This is a genomic window from Romboutsia sp. BSD2780061687b_171204_C1, from assembly GCF_015560225.1.
GTDB classification, from domain to species: Bacteria; Bacillota; Clostridia; order Peptostreptococcales; family Peptostreptococcaceae; genus Romboutsia_C; species Romboutsia_C hominis.
The window spans coordinates 148,476-164,286 of sequence record NZ_JADMRK010000003.1 but is presented as its reverse complement, the minus strand read 5'-3'; the positions used below and the strand labels follow the sequence as shown (position 1 = coordinate 164,286).

Annotated in this window: 16 protein-coding genes; all 16 read right to left on the bottom strand. The window is 25.6% G+C overall.

Features of this window, described 5'->3' with window-relative positions:
• Positions 1 to 76: 76 nt before the first annotated feature.
• Positions 77 to 1,456 (bottom strand): MATE family efflux transporter, encoded by a 1,380-nt coding sequence (locus I2H23_RS08585; protein WP_195581497.1) that lies wholly within the window; start codon positions 1,454 to 1,456, stop codon positions 77 to 79.
• 80 nt (positions 1,457 to 1,536) lie between these two features.
• A complete protein-coding gene (locus tag I2H23_RS08580) occupies positions 1,537 to 1,980 on the bottom strand; it encodes a MarR family winged helix-turn-helix transcriptional regulator (protein WP_195237979.1) in 444 nt (147 codons plus the stop codon).
• Positions 1,981 to 2,188: 208 nt separating this feature from the next.
• Positions 2,189 to 2,620, bottom strand: coding sequence for a peptide deformylase (locus I2H23_RS08575; protein WP_271893384.1), 432 nt, complete (start codon positions 2,618 to 2,620; stop codon positions 2,189 to 2,191).
• A gap of 273 nt (positions 2,621 to 2,893) precedes the next feature.
• The gene (locus tag I2H23_RS08570; RefSeq protein WP_166504764.1) at positions 2,894 to 3,022 is read right to left on the bottom strand and encodes a helix-turn-helix domain-containing protein; all 129 of its coding nucleotides are present in this window, start codon (positions 3,020 to 3,022) and stop codon (positions 2,894 to 2,896) included.
• Positions 3,023 to 3,436: 414 nt separating this feature from the next.
• Positions 3,437 to 3,769: a GIY-YIG nuclease family protein gene (locus tag I2H23_RS08565; protein ID WP_195581496.1), complete on the bottom strand. Its 333-nt coding sequence runs from the start codon at positions 3,767 to 3,769 to the stop codon at positions 3,437 to 3,439.
• A gap of 247 nt (positions 3,770 to 4,016) precedes the next feature.
• Positions 4,017 to 6,098: an ABC transporter permease gene (locus I2H23_RS08560; protein WP_195581495.1), complete on the bottom strand. Its 2,082-nt coding sequence runs from the start codon at positions 6,096 to 6,098 to the stop codon at positions 4,017 to 4,019.
• Positions 6,088 to 6,855 (bottom strand): ABC transporter ATP-binding protein, encoded by a 768-nt coding sequence (locus I2H23_RS08555; protein WP_195237985.1) that lies wholly within the window; start codon positions 6,853 to 6,855, stop codon positions 6,088 to 6,090. Before I2H23_RS08555 ends, I2H23_RS08560 begins: the two co-directional genes overlap by 11 nt.
• 98 nt (positions 6,856 to 6,953) lie before the next feature.
• On the bottom strand, positions 6,954 to 7,964 hold the full coding sequence (locus I2H23_RS08550) for a sensor histidine kinase (protein WP_092922672.1): 1,011 nt from the start codon (positions 7,962 to 7,964) through the stop codon (positions 6,954 to 6,956).
• On the bottom strand, positions 7,961 to 8,629 hold the full coding sequence (locus I2H23_RS08545) for a response regulator transcription factor (protein WP_195581494.1): 669 nt from the start codon (positions 8,627 to 8,629) through the stop codon (positions 7,961 to 7,963). The genes I2H23_RS08550 and I2H23_RS08545 overlap by 4 nt, the downstream gene beginning before the upstream one ends.
• A gap of 196 nt (positions 8,630 to 8,825) precedes the next feature.
• A complete protein-coding gene (locus I2H23_RS08540) occupies positions 8,826 to 9,725 on the bottom strand; it encodes a sensor histidine kinase (RefSeq protein ID WP_195237988.1) in 900 nt (299 codons plus the stop codon).
• A gap of 30 nt (positions 9,726 to 9,755) precedes the next feature.
• Positions 9,756 to 10,535: an ABC transporter permease gene (locus I2H23_RS08535; protein WP_195581493.1), complete on the bottom strand. Its 780-nt coding sequence runs from the start codon at positions 10,533 to 10,535 to the stop codon at positions 9,756 to 9,758.
• Positions 10,528 to 11,448, bottom strand: coding sequence for an ATP-binding cassette domain-containing protein (locus I2H23_RS08530; protein WP_092922660.1), 921 nt, complete (start codon positions 11,446 to 11,448; stop codon positions 10,528 to 10,530). Before I2H23_RS08530 ends, I2H23_RS08535 begins: the two co-directional genes overlap by 8 nt.
• Positions 11,449 to 11,572: 124 nt before the next feature.
• Entirely contained in the window at positions 11,573 to 12,268 is a 696-nt protein-coding gene (locus I2H23_RS08525) for a response regulator transcription factor (RefSeq protein WP_195581492.1), read from the bottom strand.
• Positions 12,269 to 12,512: 244 nt separating this feature from the next.
• Positions 12,513 to 12,998 (bottom strand): hypothetical protein, encoded by a 486-nt coding sequence (locus I2H23_RS08520; protein WP_195581491.1) that lies wholly within the window; start codon positions 12,996 to 12,998, stop codon positions 12,513 to 12,515.
• A gap of 358 nt (positions 12,999 to 13,356) precedes the next feature.
• Entirely contained in the window at positions 13,357 to 14,274 is a 918-nt protein-coding gene (locus tag I2H23_RS08515) for a metallophosphoesterase (protein ID WP_195581490.1), read from the bottom strand.
• A complete protein-coding gene (locus tag I2H23_RS08510) occupies positions 14,261 to 15,220 on the bottom strand; it encodes a DUF4474 domain-containing protein (protein ID WP_195581489.1) in 960 nt (319 codons plus the stop codon). The genes I2H23_RS08515 and I2H23_RS08510 overlap by 14 nt, the downstream gene beginning before the upstream one ends.
• Positions 15,221 to 15,811 lie beyond the last annotated feature (591 nt).

The window sequence follows — 15,811 nt, the reverse complement described above, 5'->3', positions numbered from 1 at the left end:
AAAAATTCATAATAAAAAATACCTATATCCAAAAGGATATAGGTATTCGTGTACTTCAATTATTAAAATTAAAGATTTACTGCTCTTGTACTTGATAAGTTATATCTACAGGTGTCTCTTCTTTTGACAACTTCTTTGATAAAATCATAAAGTAAATTACACATAATATAATTTGTACAAATGTAGACATTGGTGTTGCAAGACCTACTTTAAATAACGATACTGGTAATATTTTACTCATAATATATGATACTGGTATTCTTACCCCAAAAGCACCTATTATTCCTTGTATCATTACAAAAGTTGTTTTTCCACATCCATTAAAATACCCTACCATACAGAACATAATTGCAGTTAAAAGACAGTCTATTCCGTATGCTTTCATGTATTCCCAAGCTGCTAAGACTACATCTTTATCTTTAGAGAACATTCCTGCAAGTAAATTTCCATGGAAGAAGGTAATATAAAACATTACAACTCCACAACATAAAGAAGCCGAAATTGCATAAACAAGAACTTTTCTTGATCTATGGTATTTTTTAGCTCCATAGTTTTGTGCAACAAACGCAGATACTGCTTGAGAAAAAGATGATGGTATAAGCATTATAAATCCAACAAGTTTTTCTGCGACACCAATTCCTGCTGATGGAATTACTCCCATTGAATTACCTATAATCATAATTACAAGGAAAGATAAATGTACAAGTCCATCTTGTAAAGCTATTGGAGTACCGTATTTAATTATCTTTGATGTTAAACCTTTATGAAACTTTATACTTTTTCTAGAAAATTCAAAAGGAAGTCCACGCTTTTTAATAATTATTACAGAAAGTATAACACTAATTGCCTGAGCCATTATAGTAGCAAGTGCTGCACCTGTAGCAGCCATTTTAAATATTCCAACGAATATTAAATCTCCTATAATATTTGTAACACATGCAATCCCTACTGTAATAAGTGGAGTTTTTGAATCTCCTAATCCTCTAAATACTCCTCCTATAATATTATAAGCTACTATAAAAATAGAGCCTGAAGCACAAACTTTTATATACATTACAGTGCTATCAAAAGCTTCTTTTGGAGTATGCATAAAAGTTGAAATAGGTGAAGCAAAGCTAACAATTAAAACAGTAATAACTATAGCTATAATAGCAAATATTGAAATACCACTTCCTACAACATTTCCAGCTTCTTTTGAATTTCCTTCTCCAAGTTTTTGTCCTATTAATATGGTAAGCCCCATAATTAACCCTGTGATTATTACAGTTATAGTCATCATTACTTGACTACCTGTTGAAACGGCAGACACATCTGCTGCATTACCAAATTGCCCTACTATAAGTAAATCAACTGCACCGTACATGGTTTGTAAAAATAGTGCAAGTAGTATAGGTATTGCAAATTTTAATAAAGGGGAGAATATCTTCCCTTCTGTAAAGTTAGATACTTTTGACATATATCATCCTCCTATTTTTATTTATGTTTTGTGCAAAACAATATTTATATAAATATAACCGTTATTGAAATTTCAAACGGTTATTCTAAACTATTTCTTATTTTTTCAAGTACACTTTGAAATACTTTTATTTCTTCTGGAGTTATATTTTCTGATAATTTATCCTCAATTGAATCAATTGCAGTTGAAATTTTTTCATAAAGTTTTATAGATTTTTGAGTTAAAATTATTTTCTTTAATCGTGCATCCTCTGTAACAGGTACTCTTTCTATTAAATCACTCTTTTCCATATTATTTAGCATTAAGCTAATAGATGAGCGTTTTAAATCAAATGCTTTTTCTAAATCCTTTTGGAATATTTCTTTATCTTTACCTTCATTAGAAATAAAATCTATTACATAAGCTTGTGATACAGTTAAATTATCATCAATTGCACTAATTACAGAAGCATCCATCTTCCTTGAAATTATATGATGAATTTTACTAATATCAAGGCCTAGTTTAAGCTTATTTTTATTTTTCATGGAAACACCTCCATACAAAATTTGTTTTGTACAAAACTATAGTAACTATTATAGCTACTTATGTCAATAAAAACCCTTATACTTTTATTATTAATAAAATAAAAAAATTACCACACATATTCATGCGGTAATTTAAATACTTTAAAGGTTATATCATTATATAATTGTTATAGAAAAATCCATATAATAATGCTTACAATATTATCTATTAAATTATTATACCTTCGAAGTGATCTACCTCATGCTGAATAATCTGTGCAGTAAATCCCGTAAATATTTGTTTGTGCTTCTTGAAATTTATATCTAGATATTCAACCTCTATAGTTTCATATCTTGTTGTTTTTCTAAAACCATCTAAAGATAAACAACTTTCTTCTGCTTCATAAGGATTTTCTTTTTTTAATATAACTGGGTTCACCATAGGAACTATAATATTACCTACAGTAAATACCAATATACGTTTTTTTACTCCTATCATATTGGCTGCCATACCCACACAATGTTCTAAATTTGCTCTTAATGTATCGATTAAATCATTAATAACATCTACATCTTCTTTTGTCGCAGGTTCTGATTTTTGTTTTAAAAATGATATATCTTTTACAATTGTTCTTATCATCTGTGTTCCAACCTTTCTAATTTCTTTACTTAATTAATATAAGTTTATATTCTATACTTTTAAATTATACTCTAATAACTTCCTAATTTATCATTTTTAATTTATTTTCACTACTAATCTATAATATCCTTTATTATCAAGTTATTTTTCATTAGTGAAAAAAGCATGTACACTAAGTACATTAACAATCTACTAAACTATAAAACTATACATACTAAGTAAATATATAAAATTTTATTAGCTATAGTGTACCTACTGTACTAAATATTTTAGACTACACTATTTTTCTATATTTTAAATACAGTACACCAAAAATGATACTGTTGATTTTGATAGGTTGCTATCTTTTGCTAGTTTGGTTATTGAATAGCCTTTTCTTAACATTTGTAGTTTTATTATTTCTGTGTTTATTTTGTATTTCATTACTACCTCCTATTTCGTTTTGTTTTGTTCTATGAGGTAACGATATCATTTGAAGTTTGATGATTTTCAAAGAACATATGTGTATAAAATATGTTGTAGAAAAAAGGCATCCTTATTTTATTAAAAATTGTCTTTGATAATTATTTCTAGGTTATTATTTTTTATATTGTCAGTTTTCTTATTTTCATTTATAAAACAATATTATTAAATAAAAAACACATTGATAAAATTATCAATGTGTTTTCGTAAATTTCAATATTTGAGGAGATTAACAGTGATCATCCTAACTCTTCTAGTGTTTCTACAATTACCTTAAAATCTTTCACCTAATAATTCACCTTGCTTATTAAATTCATCCGCTAAAGTAATTTTTTATAACTGATTTAAATTCTATTTCTATATTTCTTCCACATTTTATTCTGTAAATCTATCTTTACACATTTCTCTTAATATTTTTAAATCTTCACTATAATCTACCTTACTTTCATCTTTATCATAAGGTAATACTTCTACTGTTGTTATCTCAAAGTTCTCTTCTTTATTTTCATTCCAATCTTCTTGCAACTTTTTACATCTATGATTATTAGAATTTAATTTAAATCTATCACCATTTATAGTTGCCTCTATATTTTTATCACAACCTAAATAAACTATGTTTGTTTTTATAGACTTAAACATATATACACCCATTTCTGGCTTCATTTCTTTGTATTGTTGTAATAATTCTTTTCTTCTTAATCTATCCATAATTAATCTCCTATCTATTATTAGTTCTATATTAAAAATCTTTTATAAATCTCTTTATATATATGTGTTGTCATTATACTTATTAATTTATATTATTTCACACTACTAAACAATAAACGCTCCGTAGAGTTAGACTCTTTGGAGCATTTATTGTTTAGTAAAAAATTCTAATATACTTATTTAGTGAATTTAAAAAGGATATAACTATCATAGATAATATATTTTAAATTTTCTTATTATCCCTTTCTTAATTTCTTATATTCCTCTTAAAAGTATAATATGTTCCAATAAAGTAACTTACATAAATAATTACCATAATAAATATACCTGTACTCATATTTAATACAAACATACTATCTCCAATATAAGCACTAATATAGGATTCATATATTAAATAAAAATTATATATAAATACTACAAATCCTACCATACCTATTATTACAGGAATAGTAAAATACACACTTATTTGCTTTAATACTATTTTATTAATTTCATTTTCTTCTATCCCCAGTTTTCGTAAAACATTAAATCTATCTTTATGTTCTATTGAATCTGTAAGCTGTTGAAGAGCAAGCACTGTCAAACTTATCATAAGTAAAACTGTACCTAAATATAATCCTAAGATTCTCATTCCTAGAGTAGCATTTACAATTTCACTAGTTTCTGCTGATTTAATTCTTCCGTGTATAAAATAATAAGAGTCATCATATTTTTTCATTAATTCTGGATTATTTTCTTCAAACCACTTCGGTATATACTCTAATTCAAATTTAGTAGCTTCTTCATAACTTAGCTCATTATTAGATGTAATAAATAAATCTACTCCTGCACTTACAAGCTCTTTACATGCATCATCAGGTAATATAATAATATTTGTAGTAGGATAATTATATATTCCTTCTCCTAAAGTTTCTTTATAATATGCATCTTTACTAACTTTTAAATTCTTTCCTTCTACATTTATAACTTTATTTTCTTCTATATACTTGTCAATTTCTTGCTGATCAGTAGTATTATCCCATTGAGTAGTATATTCATCATTTTTTAAACTTATTGTATCATAACCCTTCATACGTCTTAGTTTATTAAAATCACTTAAACTTATAGCTAAGGCAGGCTTTTCTCTATTATCTCTTATGTAAAAATCTTTTTTATTTATAAAGTACTTTTCTAATTCTTCATATTCATTAATATCTAAACCAGAATTTTTTAGATAATCTATAACCTCTGAATAATTAAACTTTGGCATATCTTCTATTTTGTTTATACTGTACTCTTTTTCAGATCTATATGAATATTCACTCCTTAACTCTATATCAAAAGGAATTCTATAATCTAAATACCCTAAAGACCACTGAGATATTAGTAATGTAAGTATAAAGCTTATTGAAGCACCTAAGAATGTTAATGATATAGTAGCCATAAGTATTGGAGTTGTTCTTATTTTAGATACTATTGTTCCTAATAAAAAAAGATTTGTACCTTCATAGCTAAATTTTTTGTGTTTTTCTTTTATTCTTATAAGAATATATGATATTGAGTAAAATAAAGCATAGGTCGCTATGATGAATGAAACTATTGAAATAACTTCTGCAAACATCATTTGATTTGCACTAATTAAATGATTAGTGCTATTTATTCCTTTTTTAATATTTATAATAAATTTAATTGAATATATAAATATACCATATAATATTAAAGATATTAAAAATACTATTGAATAAACTTTTTTACTTTTTTTAAACTTAAATTCACTTATTTTACTATTATTCATCATATCTATAAGCTTTAACTTATTTAAAACTCTAATATTATAAATACCTACTACTAAAAACATTCCTATAAAGAATATAAATGTTATAAAAACTGTGTCTAAGTAAAGTTTAAATGAAAATACTATTTCTTGTTTAGCACTTATATATACCATAGCTGTAACAACTTGTGAGAAAAGTGTTCCAATAAATATCCCACATGCTATGGATAATATTCCAACTATCAACATTTCTACAAAAAACATAAGTGCTATACTCTTTTGCTCTGCTCCTAATAATATATAAGTAGCAAATTCTTTTTGTCTTCTTTTAATCATATATTTACTTACATATGCAACAAGTATTGCTAATAATGCTGTAATTATATAAGTTGAGTATTTTAACATCTTTTTTAGAGATTCAAAGTTGAAAGTATCCTCAGTTATAAGTTCATAACTAGAACTTGATAAAGATGTGAAAGCATAAAACAAACTTACACACATTGTTATAGTTATAAAATATATTAAGTAATCTTTAATAGATTTTTTTGCATTATTTATGGCTAATTTAACGTACATCCCTTACATCACCGCCTAACAATGCAACTACATCTAATACTTGATTAAAAAATTGTTTTCGTGTATTATTTCCCTTTACTAATTCTGTAAATATCTTTCCGTCTTTAATAAACAAAATTCTATCACAGTAACTTGCCGTAAACGAATCATGTGTTACCATTAATATTGTTGCATTAAAATCCTTGTTTAGACTTGATATCATCTCTATTAGAATTTGAGCCGACCTAGAATCTAGAGCTCCTGTTGGTTCATCTGCAAGTATTAGCTTTGGATTTGTTATCAATGCTCTTGCACAAGCTGTCCTTTGTTTTTGACCACCTGATACTTCATAAGGATACTTATTTAGTATTTCTATTATTCCCAATTCTTTTGCTACAGATTTTACTTTATCGTCTATTTCATTTTTATTAGTTTTATTTATTGTAAGTGCTAAAGCTATATTTTCATATATTGTTAAAGTATCTAATAAATTAAAATCTTGAAATATAAATCCTAGATTTTCTCTTCTAAATCTAGCTATATTCTTTTTATTTATTTCAGTTAAGTCCTGATTATTTAAGTAGATATGACCAGAACTTACTTCATCAATAGTTGCTATTAGGTTTAATAAAGTCGTTTTTCCTGAACCAGAAGGTCCCATAACCCCTACAAACTCACCTTCCCTCACATTAAAGCTTATATCATCAATTGCCTTAAATATATTTCCCTTATTTCCATAGTATTTTTCTATACTATCAATTTTTAATATTTCACCCATATTTATCACCTCAAGGTTATTTTATATGATTTATCCTTGTTTTGATTTGATTTAACCTTTCATTAATGTTACGTTATTGTAACGTTAAGAGGTAATTATTAAAATTTAGAAAAATTTCCTTTTGGAAAAATAATTCTAACTTTTGTACATTTGTCTTCTTTTGATTCTATTTTTATTAATAACCCCAACTTATCACATAAATTTTTACACAAATATAATCCTATCCCTGTTGATTTATAATTTAGGCGACCTTTATTACCTGTAAACCCTTTATCAAATACTCTATCTATTTCATAACTAGGTATTCCTATACCATTATCATAAATAATTAATTCAACTGCATTTTTTATTTCATTAGTATATATCTTTATGGTAGGATTGTTATCTCTCCTATACTTTATTGCATTTACTATAATTTGATTTACTATAAACTCTAACCATTTACTATCGCTATATACGCTTTTATTAATATCATCTATCTCAATATTTATATTATTAAGTATAAGCACTTGCTTATTTTTAGTGATAACTCTATTAATGCACTCATCTAAAGATATTTCTTTTACTAAATAATCCTTTTCTACATCTTCACTTCTAGCATAAAATAATGCTTGTTCTACATATGTATCTATTTCCTCTAACTGCTGAAGTACTAGTCTTGACGTAGATGTTTTATTGTTTTCTTCTATTAATTTAATAGCTGAAATAGGTGTCTTAACTTCATGTACCCACTTTTCTATATATTCTTTATAATCTTTTCTTTGTTTTTTTATTGTGTTTATTTCGTCTCTCATAGATTTACTCGCCTTTTTTAAAGCATAGTAATATGGCATTGCCTCTATATACTTAGGTTCTTTTATTATTTCACTTAGTAAATATTTTTTATCTGTGTTTTCAATGTATTTATTTATTTCATCAAAATGTTTTCTTATAGCCTTATATTCATACAAAAGATATATTAATAATACTATAATCCATGTTATTGCCACTATTTTTATAACTTTAAAAGGGTTTCCTACACTAAATAAAAATATTGATAATGTTATCAAAGATATAATGTTTAAGCTAATTATACCTATCCTTTTGTTTAAATAATCTTTTATATTCATACCATATAACCTTGTCCTCTTTTAGTTATTATATAGTCTTTTACCCCTAACTCCTCTACCTTACTTCTTATTCTCGTAATGTTAACTGTAAGAGTATTATCATTTACAAATAATGCACTATCCCATAAATACTCTAATATATCTACTCTTGAAACTATCTTACCTTTGTTTATAAGTAAGTAATGTAATATTTTAAATTCATTTTTTGTAAGCTCTACTGATTTATCATTTTTTTCTATTGTGCTTTTTAATATATTTAATGTTATTCCATTATGTTCTATATTATCTATTGTTTTTTCGTTAGGATATGCTCTTTTTAGTAATGATGCTATTCTTGCTAGAAGTATTTGTTTATTATAAGGCTTTGTTATAAAATCATCGGCTCCTAATGTTATTCCCATAAGTTCATCTATATTTGTATTTCTACTAGTTACAAATATTATAGGAACTTTTGAAAAACTTCTTATTTCTGTACAGATTTTAAAGCCATCTTCATCTGGTAAATTTATATCTAGTAGTATTAAATCTGGATTGTATTCTTTCACTTGCTTTGTAATACTATTAAAATCATTTACCTTTATTGTTTTATATCTGTTTAAATCTAATAAATTATGAATTTCATTTCTTATTAGTTCGTTATCCTCTATTATCATTATAGTAAACATACTTTTTCTCCATATATTATCATATTATATTTGCCTATGTTTAATTATATATTATATTAGACTAGCTTAACTACTTTATAAAATAAAAAACACATTGATAATATTCTCAATGTGTTTTTTGGATTTCAATGGTGGAGATGATTCTCAAAAATCATACCCACGATAAAATTATTTAAGTAATTAGTTTTTCATATATTTAATATATCTCTGATAAAAACTTTATTCTAAATATAATCCATTCTTTATCCATATCAACATCAATTTCACCATTCATAGATTCAACTAAAAGCTTGGTTATTGTAAGACCTAAACCAGAACTATCACTACTTCTTGATTTATCCTTCATATAAAATCTATTAAACAGTAAGTTTAACTCATCTTTATTAATATCTTGGACATCATTTTTAAACTCAATAATAACTTCTCTACCTTTATTGTTTATTGACATACAAAAATGACTCTTACTATACTTAATAGAATTTTGAATTAAATTATTAAAAACTCTTTTAATAGCACTTTCATCTAACCTTACTAATACTGGATTTTCATCTAACTTTAAATCCACTTCAATATTTTTCTTTTCAAAATCATTATAAAATACCAGTATATGCTCTCTTAGCTCCTTATTAATATCTATAATTTCCATATTTAAATTATAATCATTATTTTCAAACCTACTTAAATCATAAAAATCCTGAATTAAATGTTGAAGAACCTTAGCTCTTTTTTCTACAATACAAAGGTAATCTTTCTTTTCTTTAGATGTAATAGTTTCATCATTTATTAACTCTAAATATCCCCTAATAGAAGTTAAAGGTGTTCTTAAATCATGAGAAACATTTTCGATTTCTTTTCTAATTTCTTCTTCTCTTTTTATGTACTTTAATTTATTTACTTGTGTATCTTCTAAATACTGATTTATTTCAGATAATAATTTCTCAAAATTCTTATCTGGATGATTTAACTTAAGTTTACGATTTGTATCTATATTTTCAGAAATATATTTAAAGTCCTTAACTGATGTTTTAATATTTCTAGAAAGCAAGAAAAAGCGTGCAGAAAAATACACACTTGGTATTAATAAAATTACTAACATTCATTCCATAATCCACACGCCCCTTTTTATCTATTTTATTTCTTTTTTCTTAAACATAATTAATCCTAATGTATAAAATAATACAACTCCTATAAATCCTACTATAAAACATCTTACAAAACCATCAGTAGTATTCCATGCCATGATTATTCGATTAGTATTACTGTCAAATGTAGCATTTCCAACTATATTCCAAGGTAGCCATCTTGCTATTTTACCTAGTATATCTATTTTACGTCCAGCCATTGATATTAATAGTGGCACAAATACTATAAAAATTGACCAAAATGTCACAGCTATACTCTCATTATCAAATATGAAGTAAAAACAATGAGCAGCAGTCATACTAACTAATAGCAGTGGAAAGCATGCTACTATTGCATGTATAAAATCTTTTAAATATACTATACCGCTATCCTCTAGCATTACGTATGCAGCTATAACATATGCACTACTAATTAATATTAAATTTATTGTACAAATTACTACTTCTACTAAAAATTTGCCTAAATATATTTCACTTCTTGAAATTCCAAAGGCAATAGAATTTTTAAGTGTAGAGTTCTTAAATTCTTGACCAAAAATTAATGAAACTAAATAAATAGATATAAGTATTAATAATCCCATATAAGTATAAAAACTACTAAGAGAATATTTTGTATTTCCATACGGAAAATTCACTTGGCTTTGTGCAAATAAACCTAAGGCTACATTTATAAATATTACAAATGCTATACTTCCAAATAAAAATATATAATTTCCTTTAGTATTTATATTTCTGTAAAATTCACTTTTTATATAATTAAGCATTGCAATATCCCCCAATCAATGACATATAATAATTTTCAAGATTTATAGTTTTTTCTTCTATGCAATTTAATCCAATTCCATTTTTAACTATAAGCTCACTTATCTTTTGAGGGTCTCTATTTCTATCAAATAACTGTATTATATCATTAGGTAAAACCTTATAATCACTATAACCTAATTTTTCTTCTAATAGTGCAGTTAACTTATTGGCATTAGTAACTTTAATTTCTAAATAGCTTTTACATTTTTCATTAAGTTCAGTTGAAGATATTTCTTTGACTAATCTTCCCTTATTTAAAAATCCATAGCAAGTTGCAATATTTGATAGCTCTAAAAGTATATGACTTGATATAACTATAGTAATATTTTTTTCCTTATTTAATTTTAATAGTAGATTTCTAATTTCAATAATTCCTGATGGGTCTAAGCCATTAATTGGTTCATCAAGTATTAATAACTCTGGTTCTGTCATAATAGCAAGAGCTAATCCTAGTCGTTGCTTCATACCAAGAGATAATTGATTAAATTTTTTCTTTTTAGCATGACTCAAATTAACATCTTCAAGAGCTTTAATAACTTTGTCTTTTCCTGGTATACCTCTTTGAATACGATAATACTCCATATTTTTTTCAACAGTAAGATTAGGATAAAAACTTGGCGATTCAATAATAACACCTGTATGTTTTCTAACTTCATTTAATTCTTTCTCATCTGAAACTGAGAAAAGTTCAAAACTACCACTACTAGCATGTGACTGCCCAGATAATATTCTAAGTAAAGTAGTCTTACCTGCTCCATTATCACCTACTAAACCATATATATCACCTTGTTTTACATTAATATTTACATCTAACAATGCATCATAATTTCCATATTTCTTAGATAAATTATACGTTTTTATAACTTCCTTCATATATTTCTCCCTCTTTATTTAAGCAGTATTAAGTACCATTTATTAACTAACTTACAATAACTATGATATAAAAATTTTTTTAATAAATATTCAAGAAAGTTTAAAGAAAGTATAAAGATTTTTATTAATTATTATTTAATTTAAATCCTATTCCCCATACTGTTTTTATGTAATCTTCATCTTGTGATACTGATTTAATTTTTTTTCTAATATTGCTAATATGAACATTTACAGAGTTATCTTCCCCATAGTATCCATTTTTCCATACTTGTTCATACAATGATTCCCTTGAATATACCTTATCAGGATTTTTAATTAAAATGCTTAAAATATCAAACTCATGACCAGTTAAATGTATGTCTTCTCCTTTGACCTTTACTTTTCTTGTTTCTTCTTCTAAGATAAGATTTTTAAATTTGTATATTTCATTTGATTGTGTACTTATTTCATACTTTCTATATCTTCTTAACTGTGAGTTTATTCGAGCTATTATTTCTTCTGATTCAAAAGGTTTAGTTATATAATCATCCGCTCCTATATTCAAAACATTTACTTTATCTTTTAAAGACGTTTTTGCTGAAATTACTATTATTGGTATTTCTTTTTCATCTCTAATTTTACTGATTATCTCTTCTCCGCTCATACCTGGTAACATTAAATCTAGTAGCATCAATTTAAATTCTGATATAGATAGTTGTAACAGCGCTTCACTACCTGAAAATGCCTGCGTTACTTTATAGTTCTGTTTTTCTAGTGTTTTTGTTATTAGGTTATTTATATCTACATCATCTTCTACTACTAAAATGTTCTCTTTGTACATATATACATTCTCCCTAACTTGTATTTTATTTTATAATATCATACTTTATATTTGCATACTAAAAAAAGATATTAGCTAAGTAGCTAATATCTTTTCTTTTATTTCAATATTGTAGACGATTCGCAAAATCAAACCCACAATCAACTTATACTATTATTTCTATTTTATTACTTAAGTCACCTATACTCTCTATGAGCACAACATAACTCATTAAATTATCATTTCCCCTATTATTAGATTTAATCTAAAATGCACATTCTATAAGATTAATATTTCTATATTCTATAGCCATTGGTACAAATCTAATTCTACTACCTTCACAAGATATCCTAAATCCTTGAATACTTCTTCTATCAGCTCTATCTACTAGCATAAAGAAATTAGAAGGAGTAAAGCCTCTTCTCATTACTATTCTAACTACTGCCATTCTCCTACAATTATTTATAGTAAATTGACCACCACCAGGTGATATAAAAGGAGTAGGAGATTGCCCACCACCAGGTAATGTAAAATTTGGATCGTTACCTGTTTGTGCATAGACATTATCATCGTCATATTCATCATAATCCTCGTAATCTTCAAGAGACATAGGAGGTTCAAATAAGTTAGCAACTTCTGCGTATTCATTTTTTATATCCGCATCAGGATATGCATTTTGTAACTCTCTAAGATATACAGCCATAAACTTGTAATAATTTTCCCAATAATCTTGCCAATAATTTCTGTCCATTGTTGATTCCCCTTTTTCTGATATAAATATTGTTCTCTATATTATATGTAAATACTAGACAATGGTTCTTATTTATGTAAGATAATTTACCTTAAAAATTCCATATATACTATTTGCTTATAATATGATAATAAAAAATAAATAGATTAAAAAAATATGTATAAAAAACTTATATTTGGATATCTATATAGATTATACTGTCCATTCATTAAAGAATTACCTAAAGCATTAACTAAAATATTAATACCTTTTATATTTGATTTTGCCATTCTTATATCATAATACTTTTCCTTTTTAATGTAATACTAATGCTAAAAAAGCTGACTCCTTATCAATACAGGAATCAGCTTTTAAATACTTAAAAACTTTCTACTTTTAAATTTTTTACAAAGTAATCTTCTAATTTTACTGGTCCTTTTAAAACTTTTTTTCCTACATACATACTACTATCTTCTCTTGTCATAACACTCCATTTCACCAAGCTAATACAACCACATTCAATCTCTATAGCTGTAATAGCTGTTGGATGTATGCAACTTCCTGAATTAAAGTACATAGCTTCATCTAAGTTAGCAAAGCTAGGTCTATGAGTATGACCTGCAATTAACATTATGTTATTCTCTTTTGACCATGCCATCAGTTGTCGTTCTATTCTATTTTTCTTTTTATAATTTTTAGCTGCTCTTGTAGGATCATTAAATCCCCATATCTCTAGTGGTCTCCAGATATAACGAACTAAAAACCTACCTAGCTTCCATAGTCTATCATTAATCAAATCTCCTTGATGACCATGTACAAGAAAGGTTCTATATTGATTATTGTCTTCATTTTCTAGAATTATTCCTTCATATGCTCTTATATAATTGAATAATGAAAAAATATCTTTTCTTATTCCACAATAATATCCTTTATAATGACACTCTAAAAATTCTGTATAACTTTTTTGCATATCATGATTACCATAAATCATATACATTCTGTTTGACTCATAAAATTTAGATAGTAATTCAAATGTACTACTGTGTACTTCCATAATTTGTTCCATAGATCTGTTTTCCCAAAGTTCATCTCCATCACCTAATTCAATGTAAGTAAATCCTTTTTTATAGTAGTCATTAAGTGCCGCGAAAAATATATATTGGTTTTTTATAAAATTATCTCCTAAATTTCCGCTACCCCTATGACAATCACTCATTATGACAAATTTTGAAGAATAATCATAAGGAATAACTTTAGAATTTTCATAGATTTTGGATAAGCGTTTATAAATGCTCATTACTTCTCATCTCATTTCCACTTATATAAGATGAAATCACTTTATAAGATTTTTTTAATTTTTTCATTCTATTTTTACCTGCAATCAATCTAAGCAAATTAGGATAGTATAATCGTAAAAAGTCAATTTTATCTATTGTACGTTCAAAATCTTTAGTAATTAAATTGTATATCTTACAGTAAGTTTTATTCATAAATTGGATAAAAGGTATTATTAATTTATAACGATTATATGGTTGATCAGATTTAGGTTTATCAAAATTAAAATAAATTATATTCTTAGTTATTTTAATTTCATCTTCTTTATAACCTGCTCTTTTTAATCCACCAAGAAATGCATCTTTCATAATTGAATTTGGAAAAATTATTCTAATTTTCATTGATAAGTTATTAGGATTAGAAAATACACCTACATCAAAACCTGTTAGCCACCAATGATAATCTTGTCTTTGAAATAATTCTTCTTCATTTATTTTAAGCTTAAAATCCATATTTAATAGTTCTTCATCTGATACGGCTTCGAAAAAAGGACCTGAAAAAATACCTGGTATATTAATATCATCCATTTCACTTACATATATACCAATTTCACCACCAGTAGTCATTCCATACTGACCTTTCCAAAGTTCAATAAGCCATCTTCTATTATCATATTCAAAATAAATAGGCTCGCTATCAATAATCATATTTAAGGTAGGTGCTGCTTCATCATAAAACCTACAATATCCTACTTCTCTTTGCCAAGGATACATATTTGAACATATAATATCATTAGTTTTATCATATACAAAACCATATAGATCTAGTGCATTATTAATATCTTTAATTTTTTCTTCATCACTTCTTTGTAACACATTATTAATAACTTTTTTTCTTTGTATTATCCATCTATATAAGAGTAAGGCAAGTATAATTATAATAATAACTATAGTCCATTTTAACTCCATATACTCAACCTCCATAAACAATATGTTTCATATTATTATATTTCTATATATCATTTTTTGTTACATTTTTAAATTTTTTGATAATAAACAATCCATAATCCAAACAAAATAGATAAAAATATAAATATGTAATATGTATTATCCCAAGATATGAAGAAATGAGAAAAACAGATAGATTCCATCTAAAAAATAATTGTATTTGTCGCAGCCTTTATACAAAAAAATGTCCTATTAAAGTGATAGAAATGCCCAATATGAAGTCCACTTGGGTAAAAGATAAATGTATTCTATGTGTAGGATTCCTTCACCTATGCTAAAAATCTTCAATTCAATATAGCAAAATACTAAAAAATATAGATAGTTTATTTCATAAAAAGTATGCAACCTCACTATTTTCATAGCATTAAAATTTCAATTTTTAGGATAAGTATATATTATAGTTTAATTTCTATTTGACATTTTGAAAATTCCTTATATCTGGTAAAACTACCTTAATCCTATCCTCATTTTCATGTAATTCGATAATTAACATCCATATTATCTACAAATTAATTAAACTAATTCTAGCATTATTAATAAAAAATTATTTTT

Bases quoted from the DNA above. Each gene is read 5' to 3' on its own strand.
- I2H23_RS08585 (WP_195581497.1), bottom strand. From the start codon at position 1,456: ATGTCAAAAGTATCTAACTTTACAGAAGGGAAGATATTCTCCCCTTTA.
- I2H23_RS08580 (WP_195237979.1), bottom strand. From the start codon at position 1,980: ATGAAAAATAAAAATAAGCTTAAACTAGGCCTTGATATTAGTAAAATT.
- I2H23_RS08570 (WP_166504764.1), bottom strand. From the start codon at position 3,022: ATGAAATACAAAATAAACACAGAAATAATAAAACTACAAATGTTAAGA.
- I2H23_RS08565 (WP_195581496.1), bottom strand. From the start codon at position 3,769: ATGGATAGATTAAGAAGAAAAGAATTATTACAACAATACAAAGAAATG.
- I2H23_RS08560 (WP_195581495.1), bottom strand. From the start codon at position 6,098: ATGTACGTTAAATTAGCCATAAATAATGCAAAAAAATCTATTAAAGAT.
- I2H23_RS08555 (WP_195237985.1), bottom strand. From the start codon at position 6,855: ATGGGTGAAATATTAAAAATTGATAGTATAGAAAAATACTATGGAAAT.
- I2H23_RS08550 (WP_092922672.1), bottom strand. From the start codon at position 7,964: ATGAATATAAAAGATTATTTAAACAAAAGGATAGGTATAATTAGCTTA.
- I2H23_RS08545 (WP_195581494.1), bottom strand. From the start codon at position 8,629: ATGTTTACTATAATGATAATAGAGGATAACGAACTAATAAGAAATGAA.
- I2H23_RS08540 (WP_195237988.1), bottom strand. From the start codon at position 9,725: ATGTTAGTAATTTTATTAATACCAAGTGTGTATTTTTCTGCACGCTTT.
- I2H23_RS08535 (WP_195581493.1), bottom strand. From the start codon at position 10,535: ATGCTTAATTATATAAAAAGTGAATTTTACAGAAATATAAATACTAAA.
- I2H23_RS08530 (WP_092922660.1), bottom strand. From the start codon at position 11,448: ATGAAGGAAGTTATAAAAACGTATAATTTATCTAAGAAATATGGAAAT.
- I2H23_RS08525 (WP_195581492.1), bottom strand. From the start codon at position 12,268: ATGTACAAAGAGAACATTTTAGTAGTAGAAGATGATGTAGATATAAAT.
- I2H23_RS08520 (WP_195581491.1), bottom strand. From the start codon at position 12,998: ATGGACAGAAATTATTGGCAAGATTATTGGGAAAATTATTACAAGTTT.
- I2H23_RS08515 (WP_195581490.1), bottom strand. From the start codon at position 14,274: ATGAGCATTTATAAACGCTTATCCAAAATCTATGAAAATTCTAAAGTT.
- I2H23_RS08510 (WP_195581489.1), bottom strand. From the start codon at position 15,220: ATGGAGTTAAAATGGACTATAGTTATTATTATAATTATACTTGCCTTA.